The sequence below is a fragment of the Trabulsiella odontotermitis genome (genome assembly GCF_001188485.1).
In the GTDB taxonomy this organism is placed as follows: domain Bacteria; phylum Pseudomonadota; class Gammaproteobacteria; order Enterobacterales; family Enterobacteriaceae; genus Trabulsiella; species Trabulsiella odontotermitis_A.
In genome coordinates this window covers 25,083-44,444 of record NZ_JNGH01000116.1, presented here as the reverse complement: position 1 = coordinate 44,444, position 19,362 = coordinate 25,083, and the positions used below count along the sequence as shown (strand labels likewise).

The 19,362-nt window shown below is 55.4% G+C and carries 18 protein-coding genes and 5 pseudogenes; 10 read left to right on the top strand and 13 right to left on the bottom strand.

The features are described 5' to 3' along the window. Positions 1 to 259 precede the first annotated feature (259 nt). The gene (punC, locus tag GM30_RS19975) at positions 260 to 1,456 is read right to left on the bottom strand and encodes a purine nucleoside transporter PunC (RefSeq protein ID WP_049850025.1); all 1,197 of its coding nucleotides are present in this window, start codon (positions 1,454 to 1,456) and stop codon (positions 260 to 262) included. 114 nt (positions 1,457 to 1,570) lie between these two features. Here punC and GM30_RS19970 point away from each other — a divergent pair. Beyond that, positions 1,571 to 2,210 (top strand): annotated as a pseudogene (locus tag GM30_RS19970) (LysR family transcriptional regulator); the annotation flags it as partial. A gap of 15 nt (positions 2,211 to 2,225) precedes the next feature. Here GM30_RS19970 and purR read toward each other — a convergent pair. Continuing rightward, on the bottom strand, positions 2,226 to 3,251 hold the full coding sequence (gene purR, locus GM30_RS19965) for an HTH-type transcriptional repressor PurR (protein ID WP_049850024.1): 1,026 nt from the start codon (positions 3,249 to 3,251) through the stop codon (positions 2,226 to 2,228). A 295-nt stretch (positions 3,252 to 3,546) separates the two neighbouring features. Here purR and cydH point away from each other — a divergent pair, with 295 nt between their 5' ends. Together cydH and GM30_RS19960 are read left to right on the top strand one after the other, a co-directional pair. Next, on the top strand, positions 3,547 to 3,636 hold the full coding sequence (gene cydH, locus GM30_RS26370; RefSeq protein WP_124965851.1) for a cytochrome bd-I oxidase subunit CydH: 90 nt from the start codon (positions 3,547 to 3,549) through the stop codon (positions 3,634 to 3,636). A gap of 163 nt (positions 3,637 to 3,799) precedes the next feature. Then, complete coding sequence (locus tag GM30_RS19960; RefSeq protein WP_049850023.1) at positions 3,800 to 4,966, top strand: MFS transporter; 1,167 nt, start codon at positions 3,800 to 3,802, stop codon at positions 4,964 to 4,966. Between the two features lie 43 nt (positions 4,967 to 5,009). Here the strand turns inward: GM30_RS19960 and sodB are convergent, their stop codons facing one another. Then, positions 5,010 to 5,591 carry a superoxide dismutase [Fe] gene (gene sodB, locus GM30_RS19955; protein WP_049850022.1) on the bottom strand — a complete coding sequence of 194 codons (582 nt, stop codon included), beginning with the start codon at positions 5,589 to 5,591 and terminating at the stop codon, positions 5,010 to 5,012. 132 nt (positions 5,592 to 5,723) lie between these two features. Further along, positions 5,724 to 6,454 (bottom strand): annotated as a pseudogene (locus tag GM30_RS19950) (C40 family peptidase). A gap of 342 nt (positions 6,455 to 6,796) precedes the next feature. Here GM30_RS19950 and grxD point away from each other — a divergent pair. Continuing rightward, a complete protein-coding gene (gene grxD / locus GM30_RS19945; protein ID WP_038153964.1) occupies positions 6,797 to 7,144 on the top strand; it encodes a monothiol glutaredoxin 4 in 348 nt (115 codons plus the stop codon). 51 nt (positions 7,145 to 7,195) lie between these two features. Here the strand turns inward: grxD and rnt are convergent, their stop codons facing one another. From rnt to GM30_RS19925, 4 genes are all read right to left on the bottom strand, one after another. After that, positions 7,196 to 7,840, bottom strand: a complete 645-nt coding sequence (gene rnt / locus GM30_RS19940) for a ribonuclease T (RefSeq protein WP_049850021.1) — start codon at positions 7,838 to 7,840, stop codon at positions 7,196 to 7,198. A gap of 109 nt (positions 7,841 to 7,949) precedes the next feature. Continuing rightward, on the bottom strand, positions 7,950 to 8,357 hold the full coding sequence (gene gloA / locus GM30_RS19935) for a lactoylglutathione lyase (RefSeq protein ID WP_049850020.1): 408 nt from the start codon (positions 8,355 to 8,357) through the stop codon (positions 7,950 to 7,952). 84 nt (positions 8,358 to 8,441) lie between these two features. After that, positions 8,442 to 9,539 (bottom strand): alkene reductase, encoded by a 1,098-nt coding sequence (gene nemA, locus GM30_RS19930; RefSeq protein ID WP_049850019.1) that lies wholly within the window; start codon positions 9,537 to 9,539, stop codon positions 8,442 to 8,444. A 53-nt stretch (positions 9,540 to 9,592) separates the two neighbouring features. Next, on the bottom strand, positions 9,593 to 10,192 hold the full coding sequence (locus GM30_RS19925) for a TetR/AcrR family transcriptional regulator (RefSeq protein WP_049850018.1): 600 nt from the start codon (positions 10,190 to 10,192) through the stop codon (positions 9,593 to 9,595). A 130-nt stretch (positions 10,193 to 10,322) separates the two neighbouring features. Here GM30_RS19925 and GM30_RS19920 point away from each other — a divergent pair, with 130 nt between their 5' ends. Together GM30_RS19920 and GM30_RS19915 are read left to right on the top strand one after the other, a co-directional pair. Then, positions 10,323 to 10,562, top strand: coding sequence for a DUF1289 domain-containing protein (locus GM30_RS19920; protein ID WP_049850017.1), 240 nt, complete (start codon positions 10,323 to 10,325; stop codon positions 10,560 to 10,562). 48 nt (positions 10,563 to 10,610) lie between these two features. Beyond that, a pseudogene (locus GM30_RS19915) lies at positions 10,611 to 11,323 on the top strand (aldo/keto reductase). Positions 11,324 to 11,352: 29 nt separating this feature from the next. Here GM30_RS19915 and GM30_RS19910 read toward each other — a convergent pair. From GM30_RS19910 to GM30_RS19900, 3 genes and pseudogenes are all read right to left on the bottom strand, one after another. Beyond that, positions 11,353 to 13,222: pseudogene (locus tag GM30_RS19910) on the bottom strand (FUSC family protein). Continuing rightward, positions 13,219 to 14,076, bottom strand: a complete 858-nt coding sequence (locus GM30_RS19905) for an efflux RND transporter periplasmic adaptor subunit (RefSeq protein WP_049850016.1) — start codon at positions 14,074 to 14,076, stop codon at positions 13,219 to 13,221. The pseudogene GM30_RS19910 and the gene GM30_RS19905 overlap by 4 nt, the downstream one beginning before the upstream one ends. Before the next feature lie 9 nt (positions 14,077 to 14,085). Further along, entirely contained in the window at positions 14,086 to 14,319 is a 234-nt protein-coding gene (locus GM30_RS19900; RefSeq protein WP_049850015.1) for a DUF1656 domain-containing protein, read from the bottom strand. 198 nt (positions 14,320 to 14,517) lie between these two features. Between GM30_RS19900 and slyA the strand changes: the two genes are divergently transcribed. Beyond that, positions 14,518 to 14,958 (top strand): transcriptional regulator SlyA, encoded by a 441-nt coding sequence (slyA, locus tag GM30_RS19895; RefSeq protein WP_049850014.1) that lies wholly within the window; start codon positions 14,518 to 14,520, stop codon positions 14,956 to 14,958. A 56-nt stretch (positions 14,959 to 15,014) separates the two neighbouring features. Here the strand turns inward: slyA and GM30_RS19890 are convergent, their stop codons facing one another. Next, positions 15,015 to 16,265 (bottom strand): sensor domain-containing diguanylate cyclase, encoded by a 1,251-nt coding sequence (locus GM30_RS19890; RefSeq protein WP_049850013.1) that lies wholly within the window; start codon positions 16,263 to 16,265, stop codon positions 15,015 to 15,017. 250 nt (positions 16,266 to 16,515) lie between these two features. Continuing rightward, positions 16,516 to 16,983 carry an outer membrane lipoprotein SlyB gene (slyB, locus tag GM30_RS19885; RefSeq protein WP_038153976.1) on the bottom strand — a complete coding sequence of 156 codons (468 nt, stop codon included), beginning with the start codon at positions 16,981 to 16,983 and terminating at the stop codon, positions 16,516 to 16,518. Positions 16,984 to 17,273: 290 nt separating this feature from the next. Here slyB and GM30_RS19880 point away from each other — a divergent pair. The 3 genes and pseudogenes from GM30_RS19880 to pdxH all read left to right on the top strand — a co-directional run bounded on the left by GM30_RS19880 (position 17,274) and on the right by pdxH (position 19,322). After that, positions 17,274 to 18,223: pseudogene (locus GM30_RS19880) on the top strand (anhydro-N-acetylmuramic acid kinase). A 90-nt stretch (positions 18,224 to 18,313) separates the two neighbouring features. Further along, the gene (gene mliC / locus GM30_RS19875; RefSeq protein ID WP_049850012.1) at positions 18,314 to 18,637 is read left to right on the top strand and encodes a C-type lysozyme inhibitor; all 324 of its coding nucleotides are present in this window, start codon (positions 18,314 to 18,316) and stop codon (positions 18,635 to 18,637) included. A gap of 67 nt (positions 18,638 to 18,704) precedes the next feature. Beyond that, complete coding sequence (pdxH, locus tag GM30_RS19870; RefSeq protein ID WP_049850011.1) at positions 18,705 to 19,322, top strand: pyridoxamine 5'-phosphate oxidase; 618 nt, start codon at positions 18,705 to 18,707, stop codon at positions 19,320 to 19,322. The last annotated feature ends 40 nt before the right edge of the window (positions 19,323 to 19,362 follow it).

The following is a 19,362-nucleotide window of genomic DNA, read 5'->3' as shown; positions in this document are numbered from 1 at the left end:
TCACGCGCATGTGACCAGAACCTTAAAACAGCGTAGACGCTTTTTTGGGTTTGTGAGAAATCTCACGGAACATTCCGTGAGCCTGCTATCCGACGTAGAAAAAGAGGAAGGGAGATAACCCTTGCCGAAAGGCCTTCCATGGTGAAACGGGCGGCGTCCTGCGCCCGTTAATGCATAATATTAATCGTAATTATGTGATGCCTGACTCAGTATAGGCCGCTAAATCAGGCGATTCAATAAAAAAATGTTAGCAGCCTAATTACTGTTCGGTAACATAATTTTTCGCGGTATTACGCGTGGCCGGGCTGGCCTGGAGCTGCATAACATAGCCGATTGCCGCCAGCACAACCGTCGCCAGCATCACGCTGGTGGTCGCCAGTAGCGGAGAGGCGATAAACGTCGACACCACCAGACTTGCGAGAAAGCACAGCCCCAGTTGCAGCGTGTTCTGCATCGCGGCAGCGCGACCGGTGGCCTGCGGGAACGGGCGCAGCGCTTGCGCAACGACAATCGGGTAAATCATACCGTTGGCCATCGCCATAATGCAGAACGGAACCAGCAGCGCCGTTAGCGTGGCGCCCGCAAACAGGCCCACCGCCCAGGTGGCGATAGTGCTGAGTGCAAAAACGATCATCGCCCACGGTAGCAACTGTTTGCCTTCCCATTTTTGCAGCGCCGCGCGGCAGCCGTAGCCGCCCATCAGAAAGGCGATGGTCTGCGGCACGTAACTCAGGCCGATTGCGCCGGGGCCGTAACCCATTTCATGCAGCAGGAACGGCGAGCCGGTCAGCCAGGCAAAGAAACAGGCGGAGCAGGCGGCGTAGACCAGCACGTTACCGCAGTAGGCGCGTGAGCGCAGCAGCGTGAAAAACGTCAGCGTTTTGCCAGTCTGCTGCTGTGGTTTTTGCGCCGGTTTCAGGCGCAGTGCCGGGATCATCAACACCAGCGTAACCGCAAACAGGACGGCAAAAATTGCCTGCCATTCCAGATGGACCAACAGCCAGCTTCCGAGCAGCGGGGCCAGCGCCGGAGAGAGCGCCACCAGCGGCATGATGGTGGCGAAAATACGGTTAGTGCGATGCGCCGGATAGTAATCCGTCACCATCGCCTGCCAGGTGACGGTGGCCGCACAAACGCCAACGGCCTGAATAAAGCGCAGCACCAGCAACAGCATGCCGTCACGCACCCACAGCATACCCAGACAGCCAAGGGCAAAAATCGTCAGTCCGCTGAGCAAAACCCCTTTGCGACCGTAGCGGTCGGAAAGCGGCCCCCACAACAGCTGCGCTACGGCGAAGCCCGCCAGGAACAGGCTCAGGCTGGCGCTGACGGTGGACGCCGGAATGTTCAGATCGCGTTGAATGGCCGCAAAAGCGGGCAGATACATATCAGTTGCCAGAAAGCCGAGCACGCTCAAACCGGCCAGCCAGGCAAGAAAAGGTTTTCCAGGTTGCATATCTCTTTCTCTTTATCAATGCAGGTGTACGACAGGCGCAAGTGTAGGGAGTGCAAAGGCGCTTGTGAAACGCTAATATTTGTCGGGTGAATTCAAAATTTTTGCAGGCAAAAAATGTGGTCGGAATATTCCCTCGAAGTCGTTGATGCGGTAGCCAGAAACGGCAGCTTCAGTGCCGCAGCGCAGGAGCTGCACCGGGTGCCTTCAGCGGTGAGTTATACGGTGCGTCAGCTGGAAGAGTGGCTGGCGGTGCCGCTGTTTGAACGCCGCCACCGCGATGTCGAACTGACCCCCGCGGGCGTCTGGTTTCTCAAAGAAGGGCGCTCTGTTATCAAAAAAATGCAGATCACTCGCCAGCAGTGTCAGCAGATCGCCAACGGCTGGCGCGGGCAGCTGTCGATTGCCGTCGATATTATCGTCAGGCCGGAGCGTACCCGAAAGCTGATCGTCGACTTCTACCGCCATTTCCCCGATGTGGAACTGATTGTCTTTGAGGAAGTGTTTAACGGCGTGTGGGATGCGCTCTCTGACGGGCGCGTTGAGCTCGCCATTGGTGCCACGCAGGCGATTCCGGTCGGTGGTCGTNCCGCCCCCCTGCCTCTCAGCAGGTTTGTGCGTCGGCATGGTGCCCACCCATTTTGCCCGCCCGTGGATCGACTGCGGCGAGTGGGTTGAGCTGGAACTGGAGAATCCGTTTCCGGATGCGGCGTGCTGCCTGACGTGGCAACAGCAGGATGTGTCACCGGCGCTGGCGTGNCCCCGACAATGCTTAACGGCGGTAGTCGCGGAACGGGCCGTCCGCCACGGAGCGACGTTCGATAAGGCGCGGATGTACTTCAATCGACTGCGACTCTTCGCGTTTGTTGACGATGCGGTCGAGCAGCATATTGAACGCCGTTTCCCCCAGCGAATCTTTCGGCTGGTGAATGGTCGTCAGCGCCGGAGAGAAGAAGCGGGCGTTGCGCACGTTGTCATAACCAATAATGGAAATGTCCTGCGGCACGCGCAATCCCATCTCATCGGCAGCGCAAATTGCGCCCATCGCCATGATGTCGCCGCCGCAGAAAATCGCCGTCGGGCGAGGGGACTGGGAGAGGATCTGCTGCATCGCACGGTAGCCGGATTCCGGCTCGAAATCGCCCTGTACAATCCAGTTTTCCGGCACGTTAACCTGCGCTTCCTGCATCGCTTTCATAAAGCCAGCAAGACGACCGGCACCGGTGTTACGCTCGAGTGGCCCAGGGATCACGCCAATTTCGCGATGACCGCGATCCAGCAGGTAACGTCCCGCCATATAACCGCCTTCAAAGGCGTTATCGATGACAGCATCGGTAAAGTCGGCGCGCGCTTCGCCCCAGTCCATCACCACCATCGGGATGTGGCGGTACTCTTCCAGCATGGAGATCAGAGAGTCCGGGTATTCAGAGCACATCACCAGCAGCCCATCGACGCGCTTTTGCGCCATCATCGACAGATATGCCTGCTGTTTTTCAAGGCTGTTCCAGGCGTTACCCAGAATCAGGGTATAGCCTTTCTGGAAGCAGTTTTTCTCAACGGCTTCGATAATTTCCGCAAAATAGGCGGCTTCGCTGCTGGTGGCCAACAGACCAATTGACTTGGTGTGGTTTACCTTCAGGCTGCGGGCGACGGCGCTCGGCGAGTAGTGCAGCTCTTTGATCGCTGCCCACACGGCATTGCGCGTCTCTTCCGCAACGAAACGGGTTTTGTTAATAACGTGTGATACGGTTGTAGTGGAAACGTTTGCGCGTTTCGCTACATCTTTAATCGTTGCCATAGATCTCACTCCAGACCATATTCTGTACTCCTGAAGAACAGGCACGTAAACGTTTGCCTTAAAACACCCTGTAGCAATCGAAGTCGGATTGCGGTACGCCGGGAAAACGACACAGGACGTCAGGAGGGGGTCAGTGGCCGGTACGCTTTTAATTTAGCGTGGGATTTTGTCCTATCCGGGCGAAAAGGGGAAGAGAAAAATCAATAACCCGACAAAAGCGTGAAGATTTTCGCGTAATAATATGCAAAAATGATCAGGCTCACTAATGGTGTGGGAATAACAAGGAGAAAAATTGATGAGTACCGAACTCAAGCTTTCGTTGACCACCACTGTTGTTACTCTGGGCCTGATCGTTATCACTGGCCTGATTGCCGTTCTGCACTAATTCCCCCGGGGGAGAGCCTTCTCCCCCGCGCCGCTCCCGGCATTATTATCATTTCCGCAATAATCTTTTGTCATTTTTGTCACTTCAGTTTTTTGTGATTGATGTCATACTTTCTGCATCTTACAAGGTACCGCGAAACGTCGCGGCCAACCGGAGTTGCTAAATGAAAGTTAATTATCCGTTAGTTGCCCTTGCCGTTGGGGCATTTGGCATCGGGACAACCGAATTCTCACCGATGGGCCTGCTGCCCGTCATCGCCAACGGGGTGGACGTCTCTATCCCCGCGGCTGGCATGCTGATCAGCGCCTATGCTGTTGGCGTGATGGTCGGGGCGCCGTTGATGACGCTGCTACTGTCACATCGCGCTCGTCGTAGCGCACTGATTTTTCTGATGGCGATTTTTACCCTTGGCAACGTGCTGTCTGCCATCGCACCGGATTACACCACGCTGATGCTTTCCCGCATTATTACCAGCCTTAACCACGGCGCGTTCTTCGGACTGGGTTCGGTGGTGGCGGCAAGCGTTGTGCCGAAACACAAACAGGCCAGCGCCGTTGCCACCATGTTTATGGGGCTGACCATTGCCAACATCGGCGGTGTGCCTGCAGCCACCTGGCTCGGTGAAACCATCGGCTGGCGCATGTCGTTCCTCGCGACGGCAGGGCTGGGCGTGATCGCTATGCTCGGTCTGTGGTTCTCGCTGCCGAAAGGAAGCGCCGGGGAACGTCCTGACGTAAAGCGCGAGTTGTCAGTACTGGTTCGCCCGCAGGTATTGTCTGCGCTGTTGACCACGGTACTGGGCGCAGGGGCGATGTTCACCCTTTATACCTACATCTCACCGGTGCTGCACAGCATCACCAATGCGTCGCCGCTGTTCGTGACCGCGATGCTGGTGCTGATCGGTGTGGGCTTCTCCATCGGTAACTATCTCGGCGGTAAGTTTGCCGATCGCTCCGTCAGCGCGACGCTGAAAGGCTTCCTGCTACTACTGATGGCAATCATGCTGGCGATTCCGTTCCTCGCACAGAGCCAGATTGGCGCAGCAATCAGTATGGTGGTCTGGGGCGCGGCAACGTTCGCGGTAGTGCCTCCGTTGCAGATGCGCGTGATGCGTGTCGCCAGTGAAGCGCCGGGGCTGTCTTCTTCTGTCAACATCGGTGCGTTCAACCTGGGTAATGCCCTGGGTGCGGCGGCGGGTGGTGCGGTGATTTCCGGTGGTCTGGGTTACAGCTTTGTGCCGGTGATGGGTGCCATCATTGCTGCGCTGGCCCTGTTCGTGGTGCTGTTTAGCGGAACCCGCCAGTCTGAAGAAGTGTGTGCCAGTAACTAAGTAAAACAATCACGCAGAAGGGATAACCCTTCTGCGTTCTGGTTTATGCTGCCAGATTCTTCGCAACAAAGTCCCAGTTTACCAGTGCCCAGAAGTGCTCAAGATAGTTCGGGCGGGCGTTACGGTAGTCAATATAATACGCATGTTCCCACACATCGACGGTCAGTAACGGCGTGGCGTCTGTCGTCAGCGGCGTACCGGCGTTAGACGTGGAAACAATCGCCAGGCTACCGTCGGCGTTTTTCACAAGCCAGGTCCAGCCAGAACCAAAGTTTTTCACCGCCGCGTCGGTAAACTTCGCTTTAAAGTCGGCGAAGCTGCCAAAGGCCTTGTTGATGGCGACTGCAACGTCACCGGTCGGTTCGCCACCGGCGTTCGGCGCCAGGCAGTGCCAGTAGAACGTGTGGTTCCAGACCTGAGCGGCGTTGTTGAACACGCCACCTTCCGAAGAACGTACAATTTCTTCCAGCGTTTTGCCTTCAAACGCCGTCCCTTTGATCAGGTTGTTGAGATTGGTCACGTAGGTCTGATGGTGTTTTCCGTAATGATACTCCAGCGTTTCCGCAGAAATATGGGGCGCCAGGGCGTCTTTTGCATACGGTAATGCAGGTAATTCGAACGACATTGCTACTCTCCTTTTTATTGTTAATTATCCCAACAGACAGGAATAACCCTGTAGTCGGTAAGGGTAGGGTAGCAAATTGAAAGGGGTGACAAAAGAGGAACTTACCCTGACGTATTTGCGTCAGGGCAGAGATCAGCGGATCGTTTTAGGTGTCATCACGCGGCGGGCGCCGACGTAGTGGCGGGTCCAGTAATCTTCGCTCAGCGAGGTCACCTGAATGTCACGGCCTGAACGCGGAGACTGGATAAACTTGCCGTTGCCGACGTACACGCCGACGTGATCGGCCGTGCCGCGACCACGGGTGCGGAAGAAGACCAGATCGCCGGTTTCCAGTTCACTGCGGTTCACCGGACGCGCATCGCGCAAGTGGTACATTTCGTTCGCGGTACGCGGAATGCGAATGTTGATCAGATCTTTATAGGCGTAATAGACCAGACCGCTGCAGTCAAAACCGGTACGCGGTGACGTGCCGCCCCAGCGATACGGTTTACCAATCTGGCCCATCAGCTTGTTCACACCACGCTGACACATTTCTTTTTCTGACCTTTGCGGATGGTGCATTTCTGCGTCACTTTTGTGGCGGCAGTGCGTTTATCGGCGACGGCTTTGGTTTTACGTGAAGCGGTAGTGGAAGCGGGAGTTTTCTTGCTGGTGGACGCGGTGGTTTTTTTACTGGTTTTTTTTGCGGTGGTTTTGCTTTTCTGGCTGGTGGTTTTTTTCTTGCGTTCGGGCGCTTTCGCCAGGTGTGTTTTTTGTGTCGCAGAAGCGCGCGCCTGCTGAGAAGCGTGCGACAACGGTGTAAATGAAAGCGATGTAAACAGTAAAGCACAGAGCGTGATCGAGATTTTATTTATCCGCGCCACTGAGCAATCCTCTGATTATGGCAGGCCTGTGCAATCATGCCTGCGTATGATTTTCAAAACGCCTCGATTCTAATGCATAAAATCACAAAATGTTAATAGCCATTTTGCATCTAAAATAACGTTTCGTAAGCGAGTGCAAAAAAAATCATCAACGCAGTGACATCTGGAAACATAACGCTCAACTTTTCGTCACAGATGCCGATAAAGGCATATTTGTAAGGCAACTTCAGCCGACAGACGATAAAATAAGAAAGAGTGAACAAAATGTTATTTTCCGTCGGCAGCCAGAGACGTTACAATGTCTGACTACGGCCGTAAAAGAAGTTAAAGGAAGCAAAGACAATGAGCACCACTGTTGAAAAAATCCAGCGCCAGATCGCTGAAAACCCGATCCTGCTGTACATGAAAGGTTCTCCAAAACTGCCGAGCTGCGGTTTTTCTGCTCAGGCAGTGCAGGCGCTCTCCGCCTGTGGCGAACGTTTTGCCTACGTTGATATCCTGCAGAACCCGGACATCCGCGCTGAGCTGCCGAAGTACGCAAACTGGCCGACCTTCCCGCAGCTGTGGGTTGACGGCGAACTGGTTGGCGGCTGCGATATCGTCATTGAAATGTATCAGCGCGGCGAACTGCAGCAGTTGATCAAAGAAACCGCGGCGAAGTACAAAGAAGACGAGCCGAAAGCGGAATAAGCCTTCAGGCAATAAAAAAGCGAACCGCTGCGTTCGCTTTTTTTATGTCTGTTATTCGGCGTTGGTGGCCAGCGGCCAGCCGCCCAGGCGCTTCCAGCGGTTAACGATTTCACAAAACAGAATGGCGGTCTGCTCGGTATCGTACAGGGCAGAGTGCGCCTGCGCGCTGTCAAATTCCATTCCGGCGGCGGCGCAGGCTTTCGACAGCACCGTCTGACCAAGCGCCAGCCCGCTCAGCGCCGCAGTGTCAAAGGTGACAAACGGGTGGAACGGGTTGCGCTTCAGCGACGCGCGTTCGGCGGCGGCCATCATAAAGCTGTGGTCGAACGTCGCGTTGTGCGCCACCATGATCGCCCGGTTACAGCCGCTGTCTTTAATGCCTTTGCGCACTGCTTTGAAAATGGCGTGCAGCGCATCGTGTTCGCTTACCGCGCCGCGCAGCGGGTTGGTCGGGTCGATACCGTTGAAGGCCAGCGCTTCGGGCTGAAGATTGGCCCCTTCGAACGGCTCAACGTGGAAATGCAGTGTGTTATCCGGCATCAACCATCCATGCTCATCCATTTTTAACGTCACGGCGGCGATTTCAAGCAGCGCATCCGTACTGGCGTTAAAACCGGCCGTTTCCACATCAATAACCACGGGGTAAAAACCACGGAAACGGTCGCACAGACCATTAAGTTGAGCGTTGTCGGACATCAGAATCTCTTAGACGTAAAAAAAGTAGCGCGCATTATGGCAAATTTTGCCTGATTTTTGTAGCGGGGGAGAAAAGAACGGGTGCCGCAGCACCCGTGGAGACGCGGGATCAGTTACCAAGACCTTTGCCGGCATCTTTCTCTTCGATAAGCTCGATTTTGTAGCCGTCCGGATCTTCGACAAACGCGATGACGGTGGTGCCGCCTTTGACCGGGCCCGCTTCGCGGGTGACGTTGCCGCCATTGTTGCGGATGCGTTCGCAGGCCTGCGCCGCGTTATCCACGCTCAGCGCGATATGACCGTAGGCGGTGCCCAGGTCGTATTTGTCCACACCCCAGTTGTAGGTCAGCTCAATGACCGCTTCATCGCTTTCCGGGCCGTAGCCGACGAAGGCGAGGGAGTATTTATACTCCGGGTTTTCGCTGGTACGCAGCAGCTGCATGCCAAGGACGTTGGTGTAGAAGTCAATGGAACGCTGCAGGTCGCCTACACGGAGCATGGTGTGAAGTAAGCGCATAAGATCCCCTTATCATTTGATATCAATACATTCAGAACAATGTTTTAGTATAGCGGCGGATTGCCGCCGCTATCAATGAAGGGATTACAGCGTAGGGTAATCAGTGTAGCCTTCGGCACCGCCACCGTAGAAACTTTCCGGGCGCTGCGGGTTCAGTTCCGCCTTGCGCTGCAGGCGGGTGACCAGATCCGGGTTGGCAATCCAGTCGCGACCAAACGCCACGGCGTCAATCAGCCCTTTGTTGAGCAGATCGTCGGCTTTTTCCAGGGTGTATGCGCCCGCGCCCACAATCGGGCCGTGGAAACGTTCACGCACTTTACGACGGAATTCCTCGCTGTACGGCTGACCACCGGCCCAGTCTGGTTCAGACATGTGCATATAGGCGATACCGCGTTTGCCGAGCTGCTCAATCAGATACAGCGCGTCAGCTTCTTCGTTCGGACCGTTATCGACGTTCTGGAAGGTGCCTACCGGGGACACGCGAATGCCGATGCGGTCGGCACCCCATTCTTTAATACCGGCATCCACCACTTCCAGCACCAGGCGGGCACGGTTTTCCACGCTGCCGCCGTACTGGTCTGTACGGTGGTTAGAGGACGGTGACAGGAACTGGTGCAGCAGATAACCGTGTGCAGAGTGCAGCTCGACCATATCAAAACCGGCTTCGCGGGCGTTGGCGATGGCCTGACGGAAGTCGTTCACAATCCCCGGGATCTCGTCCAGCTCCAGCGCACGCGGCATGGAGGTATCAACGCGGATCGCATTGCCGTTTTCATCACGCAGCGAGGTACGCGTACCGGCACTAATGGCGGAAGGCGCAACCGGCGCTTTGCCGCCAGGCTGAATGCTGTTGTGGGAGATACGGCCGGTGTGCCACAGCTGTACGGCCATATGACCGTTTTCGGCGTGCACGCCGTCGGTGATTTTTTTCCACGCCGCGATCTGCTCCGGGCTGTGCAGCCCCGGCGCGCCCGCGTAGCCTTTCGCCTGGGCGGAAATCTGCGTGGCTTCGGAGATGATTAACCCGGCGCTGGCGCGCTGACGGTAGTATTCACCCATTAACGGTGTCGGAATATCGCCCGGCTCGATACTGCGCAGGCGGGTGAGCGGCGCCATAAAGACGCGGTTCGGAACGGTAATCGCGCCCACTTTCAGCGGGGTAAACACTTTCTGTTGTGACATGATGACTCCTGAGTAGACCGGTCGTCTAGTGATGTTGTAAATTAAAGCACCTGTTAAACAGCAGGTGCGGCAATCAGGGTTCTGACGTGCGCCAGCGCGCTTTCCAGCGCCGAAGCACAACGGGACATCTTGGCCTGTAAATTGGCGCCCAGCCATAGCGAGTAGAGCACCTGCGCCAGTTCGGCGGCATCGCCGTCAAACGTCAGGCTGCCTTCGCGGCGACCATCGTCCAGCGCCTGTGCGAGCAGGGCGGTGATCCGGCAGGCACCTTTGTTCATTTCAGCGCGCATTATCTCAGAGAGATCGCACACTTCGGCGGTCAGTTTGACCGTCAGACAGCCGCTGATGATCCCTTGCTGAGTAAACTGATTCAGGGTGTGCTGGTAGTACGCCAGCAAACGATCGCGATAGTTGCCTTCGCCCTGCGAGAAATGCGCCGTCAGACGCTGGTGATAATCCTCAAAGTAGCGTTCCAGCATCGCCACGCCAAAAGCTTCTTTTGAGCGGAAGTAATGGTAAAACGATCCCTTCGGGACGTCGGCGGTTTTTAGCAACTCGGTGAGCCCCATCCCGGTAAAACCGCGGTGCATGCAAAGCTGCTCGCCGGTGGCAAGGATGTGTTCGCGCGTATCACAATCAGTATGTCTGCTCATGGTGGCTAATGTAGTAGACCGATCGGTCTAATGCAAGCCGAATTTGAGCGCGCAATTTTTGAATAAAGGTTGCGCAAGGCGAATGAAGCGTCTTCAATGAGAAGCATGATCAACCAACAGAGGGCCCGACATGGCTGAACAGCTGGAGTTCTTTCCGGTACCAAGTCCGTGCCGGGGAATTTGTCAGTCAGACGAGCGCGGTTATTGCCGCGGCTGCATGCGCAGTCGTGAAGAGCGGTTCCACTGGCAAACACTGAGCGACGCCCAGAAGCAGGAGGTGATCCGCCTCTGCCGTCAGCGTTTGCTGCGCAAATTACGTGCAACCAAAGCCGTTCCTCCTGAAGATCCTGAGCAGCCTTCACTGTTTTAGTGATAATTTTGCGTATACTCTCCGCAGGTCTTTATTGAGGAAGCTGTTATGGTTCAGCGAATTACCCTGGCACCGCAAGGGCCGGAATTTTCCCGTTTCGTGATGGGATACTGGCGGCTGATGGACTGGAATATGTCTCCGCGCCAGCTGGTCAGNCCCCACCGTCGATCATGCCGATATTTACGGCGGCTACCAGTGCGAAGCGGCCTTTGGTGACGCGCTGAAGCTGGCGCCGCATCTGCGCCAGCGGATGGAAATCGTCAGTAAATGCGGCATCGCTACCACCGCGCGGGCGGAAAACGCCATTGGTCACTACATTACCGATCGCGACCACATCGTGCGCAGCGCCGAACAATCGCTGAAAAATCTGGCCATCGATGCGCTCGATCTGTTGTTAATCCATCGCCCCGATCCGCTGATGGATGCCGACGAGGTCGCGGAAGCCTTCCTGACGTTGCACCAGAGCGGCAAAGTGCGCCATTTCGGCGTTTCCAACTTTACCCCCGCGCAGCTCACGCTGCTGCAGTCACGCCTGCCGTTTACGCTGGCGACCAACCAGGTGGAGATTTCACCGGTTCANGAGGGCGGGGTCCTGCCTCGGCGGCGGTCGTCTGTTCAACGATATGGCGTTCCAGCCGTTGCGTGATGAACTGACGACCATCGCGCAGGAACTTAATGCAGGAAGTATTGAACAGGTGGTATATGCGTGGGTGATGCGTCTGCCCATCCGTAAAGCCGCGTTAGGTTACGACGTGCCGTAATCGTGTTACCCGTTGCGGAGGGGCGACGGTCACTCCGCAATGGCCCCGTCCGGTGGTGCCTGTTCAAGCTGTGAAAGTGAGCAGTGCAGCCGCCAGATCAGCGATGCCAGTTCCCTCGCCGCAGGCTGGTGGTGTTTCGCCAGCACATCACAAATCCGTTGCAGTTCCTGAAGCGACGAGGCCAGTGGACGATGCTGTACCCCGCGCTCGCTCATCACATCCCGCAACAGCGTAATGCAGAGATCCCGCACCTGCGACAGCGGATCGGAACGCGCTTCCCACTCGCGTAGCTGCCAGACCACATGCGAGCAGTTGAGCAACACCACGCCCCAGCGCAGCAGCCAGCGGCGCGCCAGCGCATCTTTGCTGTTACTTAACTGGCTGATGTGATGATAAACCAGCGACTCAAATTCATGTTCTGAATGGGCAGGGCGACGACTGAGTTGATCGACAAAGTGACGCCGTAACGCATGAATATGCCGACGGCTTTTGCGCGCATCTGAACCTGGCCGCAGGATGGCAAAGGCCGTCCATGCCAGCCCCACGCCCAGAATCTTCGCCAGGTTGTCATTGAGGAACTCGCCGAAATCGTACACCGGCGGATTCGTTACCGCGATAAATGAGCCCATAAAGACAATCAGCTGCCCCCACAAGCCTGCCAGTTTTGGCATCTGCAGCTTAAGCAACTGCATGGTGGTGATCAGTGGAAAAAGAAACAGCAGGAATTGCCACAGTTGAGTGATCTGCACCATCAGGCCGAATTTAACCATAAAGCTGAACAGCGACAGCAGGATCAGCGTACGCATCAGCAGTGTCAGCGAGTTGAAGGGTGACGGCGACACGGAATAGAGTACGCAACAGATAGAGGCCAGCGTCAGGGCCGCACCGCCGGAATCCCACTGAGTGTTGATACTCCACGCGCCAACCGCCACCAGCGCGCAGAAGGTTCGAATACCGTTCCACAACGCTTCCGCGTGATCGGTATGTCGTGCCAGTGCTGGCGCCTGCGGGACATCAAATTCGGTGATGGCGGTGGCGTTTTCCAGCCGGTTCAGCCAGGCGCTGTTTTTCAGGTACAGACGGCAGAAATAGCGCAGCCGGTGCCAGAAGGCATGGTGGCGATAATCCTGCGGATCGCTGGGCACCAGTGGCGCGATGATGCGGGCCACGCTGTAAACATCGCTGCCCGGCCTGGCAAGCTCCAGCAGCAACGCTTCTATTACCGGGCGCACGTTGTCCGGTGGGCTGGGCCAGTTCAACAGTATCCGGCGCAGGCTGGAAATCACGCTGATCAGTCGCAACTGCTGGTGTAGCAGGTAGTTGAGCAGGCTGTTCTGGCGGCGAAAACGATAGTGGCTCCAGAACGCCTGAATGCGCAGCAGGTTGGTGGTCAGGATCTGGCTAATAATACTTTCGTGAGCGAAACGGATGGCGTCAGTGGTGTCAGGTTGCCAGAGCAGGCTGGCGTGCTCCAGCAGTCGGGAATGCATGTTTTTCAGCGCCGTCAGCAGCGCGGTGCCGTCGGAAGTGCTGGGCATGATCATCATCATCGTGCCGCCGCACAAGATCCCGACAATCACCTCGCAGACGCGCGCCTGGGCGATATCCCACAGTTCGGTCGGATCCACCACGTTAATGACCGGAAAAGCGATGATCGCGCAGGTATAACCGGCCAGCTGGAACGCATAGGCGACGTTGTTGGTGAACATCGCGCAGGCCCNNAGGAAAACTGACCCCCGCCGCCGAGGTCATCGCCCAGTACGGCTCGTCGAGATTGAGGTAATAGGCGATGCTGAGCGCCAGACAGATGGCGATGCCGTTACGCAGGGCATATCGCCACTGCGGACGCGAGGCCTTAACCCACGGCAGTGATCGCCATGTCAGGGCAAAGAAGGTCATTCAGCGCTGCCGACCGCAACGGTGCAGGTGGTGCCGGACACCAGCGTGATATCCGGCGGAAGCTTGTCAAATTCAATGCGTACCGGGACACGCTGCGCCAGCCGCACCCACGGAATATTGGGCTTGATGTCAGCCACCAGGCCGCTGTCGCTCTCCACGCTCTGGTCGTAGATGGCTCGCCCGATACTGGAAACGTGACCGCGTAACGTTTGATTGTTACTGTAGAGGATGATTTCTGCGCTGTCTCCGGCGCGGATGTGCCGCAGCTTCGTCTCTTCGAAATAGCCAATCACGTAAAACGAATGGCTGTCGACCAGCGCAAACACTGGCTGTCCTTCCGTGGCATAGCTGCCCACGCGAGTGGAAAGGTTGGTTACCCAGCCGTCTACCGGCGCTTTGACTATCGTCTGCGCCAGCTGCCAGCGGGCGTGCTCCAGCGAGGCCTGGGCCGCATCGACGGACGCTTTGGCGGCTTTCACTGTGACGTTTGCGGTATCAAGATCTTCCGCAGAAATGTAGTTTTGCGGCAGGTTGCGGCGGCGGGTGGCTTCATGGGAGGCTTTCACCAGATCGGTCTGTGCTTTCGCCAGCTCTGCCTGCGCGTTCAGCACCGCAATGTGATACGGCGTGTCGTCAATGCGAAACAGCACGTCACCGGCTTTCACCAGCTGGTTATCTTTTACATTGATTGCCTGAATGCTTCCTGAGACTTGCGGCGTGATGCTGACCTGTTCGGCGCGCACTTTACCGTCGCGCGTCCAGGGCGACTGCATGTAATAATTCCACACCAGCCAGACGATCACGAGGGCGATGGCGGCGATGAGTAAGGTCGAGAAATATTTCAGTTTTTTCATTTGCAGGCATCACCACGACACAATAAGTACCAGCGCCAGACACACGGACAGCGCGAAGAGAGAAAGATCCATCAGCATGGGATGCCAGATGTCGCCCGCGTACATCCAGTCGCGTAACTGGCGATGGGCGATAAGCCAGATCAGAAAGCCCAACAGGACAGCTCTGAACAGCGGGGGAAAGTAGATAGAAGCGCCAACCACCAGATCCTGAAGGGGCAACCCTGACGCGTTGAGAATTGACATCACGAGCAAAAATCCTTTGCTTGGGCGTAGTGATCGGCCAATTGTGAGATCCACATCGGCAAAGCGCATTTATAACTATTCTGAGTATAAATCATTGCTTTGGTTTGCGTTAAGAAGGCAATACATTGTTTTGGTATGTTAAATGCTGCACACTATCTTAAAATCAGTATAATAACTTAGCAAGCTAATTATAAGGAGATGAAATTGGAATCGCCATTAGGTTCTGATCTGGCCCGGTTAGTGCGCATCTGGCGTGCTCTGATTGACCATCGCCTGAAACCTCTGGAATTGACGCAAACGCATTGGGTGACGCTGCACAACATTCATCAGCTTCCCCCTGAGCAGTCGCAAATTCAACTGGCTAAAGCGATTGGCATCGAGCAACCGTCACTGGTGAGAACGCTTGACCAACTGGAGGAGAAAGGACTCATCTCTCGCCAGACATGTGCAAGCGATCGTCGTGCTAAGCGCATTAAGCTCACTGAGAAAGCTGAGCCGCTGATTGAAGAGATGGAAGCGGTGATCAGGAAAACCCGCGGTGAAATCCTTTCGGGGGTGACTGCGGATGAACTGAACATGCTGCTCAATCTGATTTCACGTATTGAGCAAAATATTCTCGAGCTGCAGGCAAGAGACTGAATTATGCCGTACCCTGAATAAAAGGCCTTGCATCCGCAAGGCCTTTCTTTTTGGGCTCATTGCCAGACCATCACGCGGTTACGTCCGGCCTCTTTAGCCGCGTACATTGCCTGATCAGCGCGCTGCACGCACGCTTCGGCGGACAGATCATGTTCCGTGGCGGTAAACACCCCCATACTGATGGTGATTGGTTCAGGCAGTTGTCCGTCGCTACGCTTTGGATCCTGCTGGCAAATGGCCTGGCGGATGCGTTCTGCCACGTTATACGCTTCCGTCGCGGAGGTATTGGTCAGCAGCAGGGCAAACTCTTCGCCGCCGACTCTCGCCGCGACATCCTCTTCACGTACTGCGTTTTGCAGCACCCTGGAAACAAACTGGATCACCTTATCGCCCTGCAAATGACCGTACTGATCATTGATGCGCTTAAAGCGGTCGAGATCGCTGACGATGACCGATAGCGGGTGGGCAAGGGTGGTGCGAGACAGTTGCTGTGTCAGCGTGTCGTAAAAATAGCGGCGGTTATAGAGCCGGGTCAGCGGGTCACGAATCGAGTTCTGATAAGAGTCCAGATATTTATCGTGTGAGCGGCGGTCCCACAATGTCACAATATAACAGACACAAAAAAAGCCGCCGCTGTACCAGAATATATTCCGTAACCGGGAAACGGTTAATAATATTATCAGGGTGATACACCACAGAGCAATAAGGAACCAGCCCGTCATCCCACGCCACAGCGGTGTGAAGGTATAAGTCAGGTTATCAATGAAATGGACGTTCAGTAATGGATGTTTGCTGGAGTATAACCATGATAATAAAATCATTGATGCCATGAATATACCAATGGCAGTTAATATCCATGCATGTATGCTTCGTACATGCATGTCATGCTTACGAAAATGATACAAAACGACGGCAATAACAAATAATACCGCCATCATGATGTTACGAAAAAAGTAAAAAATAATGGCGTCATTGTAATTAATTAACCGACCCGCATCGCACAGATACCACTGCGGATAGCTGCTGAGCGTGCCGAGCATCAGCAGCGCGGAGCCTGCGAAGGCGCAGGCAATGGGCATCAGATACAGCCGATGTTTTTCGCAGATATACTTCATAAGCATGAAGCCTGCGATGATTGCATGAAATACTAACAAGAATATAGTCATCGTCGGAAACACGACGGTGCCAATTCCTGGTGCCTCATGAATAGCCCACATTGAAAGCCAGGAAAAAAGAAAAATGGTGGTAATACAAATGGTAATAAAAAGAAATGAGTGGCGTGCAAAGCGCCGCATAGAGTCAGGCATAATAAACTTCTCAACGTCAACAGACTGCAATATACAGCCCAAATGGTGCGGATTCCCTTTCCGCGTTAAAGAGAGTTTATCGTTTTATTAATCGGAAAATATTGCGCCCGGACAAATAATGTCGGTGCGAAAATTCTGAAGGCGATTTTTATGGTAATAATATGTTTGAAAGATTAAGCGATCGTGAGCGTGTGTCAGTTGAAGTAACGCGGGGAAAAGCGTGGCGCATGGCGCGCCACGCCCACAATAATTAACGCGGAGAAACGGTCACCTGGCTGCCATTGCTGGCCATTGCGACGCGCTGACCGGCAGAGAAGCGGGTATCACCCTGTTTCTGCACCACCATGATGGTGTTGCCGTCATCCTTGCGAATTTCCAGTTCCACGCCCTGGGTTTTGTTCATTGCACCCTGAACGCCCTGGCCTGCAACACCACCCGCGACAGCGCCTGCCGCCGTCGCCAGCGAACGACCTGTGCCGCCGCCGATGGTATTACCCAGGAAACCCCCCAGCACAGCACCGCCGATGGCACCGATGGCGTTGGTGTCATTGCCGCCCTGAATCTGAACCGGACGAACGTGGACGATAGTGCCGTAGGTCACGTTCTGAACCTGTTTTGCCTCGGATGCGGTATACACGTCTCCGGACAGGCCACTGCTGCTGACACAACCAGCCAGTGATAAACCCACCATAGAAACGGCTAAAATACGTAACATCATTTATGAATCTCCTGTTCACCATGTAACGCTCATTCGAGCATCCGTCATCATGCAATTATATGGTATTTGCGCGCAGCAGGGCATCTGTTCTGTCGGCAGAATCCAAAAATAATACAGAAACCACATTTAACCAAAGTTAAACGAGCGCGGATACTGTGCCTGCGAAAAAATGGAACACGGCGCGGTCGTGTTATTCTGCGAGGGATTGTTAAAATCTATTATTGCGTCGTAGCAATGCGAAACGCTTTATGGTGGAGTGTGAACTCTCAATACCTTACTAAGGAAGGCATATGAAATCGGGTCGCTTTATTGGCGTAATGTCAGGCACCAGCCTTGATGGCGTGGATGTCGTGCTTGCCGCTATTGATGAAACGATGGTCGCGCAGCAGGCCAGTCTGACTTATCCGATCCCCACGCCGCTGAAAGAAGCGGTACTGGGCATTTGCCAGGGACAGCAACTGACGCTTTCGCAACTGGGACGGCTCGACGTTCAGTTAGGGCGTCTGTTTGCGGATGCAGTGCTGGCGCTGATGAGCCAGGAACGGCNNTATCGTCGCCATCGGCTGCCACGGACAGACAGTCTGGCATGAGCCCGTCGGCCCGGCGGCGCATACTATGCAAATCGGCGATAACAACCAGATTGTGGCTCGCACCGGCGTCACGGTGGTTGGCGATTTTCGCCGTCGCGATATGGCGCTTGGCGGGCAGGGCGCGCCACTGGTGCCGGCATTTCATAACGCGTTGCTGGCCCACCCGGTCGAGCGTCGTATGGTGCTCAACATTGGCGGCATCGCGAACCTTTCCTTACTGATCCCCGGTCAGCCGGTGCGTGGTTACGACACCGGGCCGGGCAATATGCTGATGGATGCCTGGATCTGGCGTCAGCGTGGTAAACCCTATGATAAAGACGCCGAATGGGCGAGCAGCGGCAAGGTCATTCTGCCGTTGCTGCAGGAGATGCTGAGCGATTCGTGGTTTGCCTTACCGGCGCCNNGGCGGGGGGGCCAGCCGTAATCCGCTGCTGATGGCGCGACTGGCGGGCATGCTACCGGGCACCGAGGTCACTACGACTGATGAGGCGGGCATCAGCGGCGATGATATGGAAGCGCTGGCCTTCGCCTGGCTTGCCTGGCGCACGCTCGCCGGATTGCCGGGCAATCTGCCGTCGGTCACTGGGGCGGCGGAGGCCTCCGTGCTGGGGGCGATTTATCCGGCGAACCCGCGTAAGAATCAGAGTTAACTGAAATCCTGATGATGTCGCTGCGGTTAAAATGGACTTCTTCGCGGAGGGCTTTGCCCTCCAGGACCAGGATAGTCATCAGGATTACCCATGAAAAAACAACTGATTGCCATCATTCCCTTCATGCTTGCGGGCTGTAGCTACTATAACCAGTTTGTGGAACGTATGCAGACCGACAAACTGGAATACCAGTGCGACGAAAAACCGCTCACCGTGAAGCTCAATAACACCCGCGAGGAAGTCAGCTTTATCTATGACAACCAGCCGCGTACGCTGAAGCAGGGGCTTTCCGCTTCCGGCGCGCGGTATACCGACGGCGTCTACGTATTCTGGTCGAAAGGGGATTCGGCAACCGTCTACAAACGTGACCGTATTGTCCTGAATAACTGCCAGTTACAAAATCCGCAGCGTTGAGATTTTCAGGCGGGGAGCGCACAATAACGCCACCCAAAGTCTACGATTTAGAACGCCATGTCTGATAATGACGAACTNCCCCCGTGGCGGCCTCCGCCGCCGCGATCTTCCGGAAGAACCGTTACCTCTATTTGAACGCTGGTTACGCCAGGCCTGCGACGCGAAACTTGCCGATCCAACGGCAATGGTCGTGGCGACTGTGGATGAACATGGTCAGCCTTATCAACGTATCGTCCTGCTCAAACATTATGATGAGAAAGGGCTGGTGTTTTACACCAACCTGGGCAGCCGCAAGGCGCATCAGCTTGAACAGAACCCGCGTATCAGCCTGCTGTTTCCCTGGCATATGCTGGAACGCCAGGTGATGGTCATCGGTAAAGCCGAAAAACTCTCCACGCTGGAAGTGGTGAAATACTTCCACAGCCGCCCGCGCGACAGCCAGATTGGCGCCTGGGTTTCTAAACAGTCGAGCCGCATTTCTGCGCGCGGCATCCTCGAAAGCAAGTTCCTCGAACTGAAGCAAAAGTTTCAGCAGGGCGACATTCCACTGCCGAGTTTCTGGGGCGGATTCCGCGTCAGCATCGAACAAATGGAGTTCTGGCAGGGAGGCGAGCACCGCCTGCACGATCGTTTTTTATATCAGCGTGATGACAACGCCTGGAAAATCGATCGCCTGGCGCCATAAACCCTAAAAATGTTGCGTTAAGCGCTGGCACAAGAAGGGC

Coding starts and splice junctions, on each gene's coding strand:
- punC (WP_049850025.1), bottom strand. CDS start 1,456: ATGCAACCTGGAAAACCTTTTCTTGCCTGGCTGGCCGGTTTGAGCGTG.
- purR (WP_049850024.1), bottom strand. CDS start 3,251: ATGGCAACGATTAAAGATGTAGCGAAACGCGCAAACGTTTCCACTACA.
- cydH (WP_124965851.1), top strand. CDS start 3,547: ATGAGTACCGAACTCAAGCTTTCGTTGACCACCACTGTTGTTACTCTG.
- GM30_RS19960 (WP_049850023.1), top strand. CDS start 3,800: ATGAAAGTTAATTATCCGTTAGTTGCCCTTGCCGTTGGGGCATTTGGC.
- sodB (WP_049850022.1), bottom strand. CDS start 5,591: ATGTCGTTCGAATTACCTGCATTACCGTATGCAAAAGACGCCCTGGCG.
- grxD (WP_038153964.1), top strand. CDS start 6,797: ATGAGCACCACTGTTGAAAAAATCCAGCGCCAGATCGCTGAAAACCCG.
- rnt (WP_049850021.1), bottom strand. CDS start 7,840: ATGTCCGACAACGCTCAACTTAATGGTCTGTGCGACCGTTTCCGTGGT.
- gloA (WP_049850020.1), bottom strand. CDS start 8,357: ATGCGCTTACTTCACACCATGCTCCGTGTAGGCGACCTGCAGCGTTCC.
- nemA (WP_049850019.1), bottom strand. CDS start 9,539: ATGTCACAACAGAAAGTGTTTACCCCGCTGAAAGTGGGCGCGATTACC.
- GM30_RS19925 (WP_049850018.1), bottom strand. CDS start 10,192: ATGAGCAGACATACTGATTGTGATACGCGCGAACACATCCTTGCCACC.
- GM30_RS19920 (WP_049850017.1), top strand. CDS start 10,323: ATGGCTGAACAGCTGGAGTTCTTTCCGGTACCAAGTCCGTGCCGGGGA.
- GM30_RS19905 (WP_049850016.1), bottom strand. CDS start 14,076: ATGAAAAAACTGAAATATTTCTCGACCTTACTCATCGCCGCCATCGCC.
- GM30_RS19900 (WP_049850015.1), bottom strand. CDS start 14,319: ATGTCAATTCTCAACGCGTCAGGGTTGCCCCTTCAGGATCTGGTGGTT.
- slyA (WP_049850014.1), top strand. CDS start 14,518: ATGAAATTGGAATCGCCATTAGGTTCTGATCTGGCCCGGTTAGTGCGC.
- GM30_RS19890 (WP_049850013.1), bottom strand. CDS start 16,265: ATGCCTGACTCTATGCGGCGCTTTGCACGCCACTCATTTCTTTTTATT.
- slyB (WP_038153976.1), bottom strand. CDS start 16,983: ATGATGTTACGTATTTTAGCCGTTTCTATGGTGGGTTTATCACTGGCT.
- mliC (WP_049850012.1), top strand. CDS start 18,314: ATGAAAAAACAACTGATTGCCATCATTCCCTTCATGCTTGCGGGCTGT.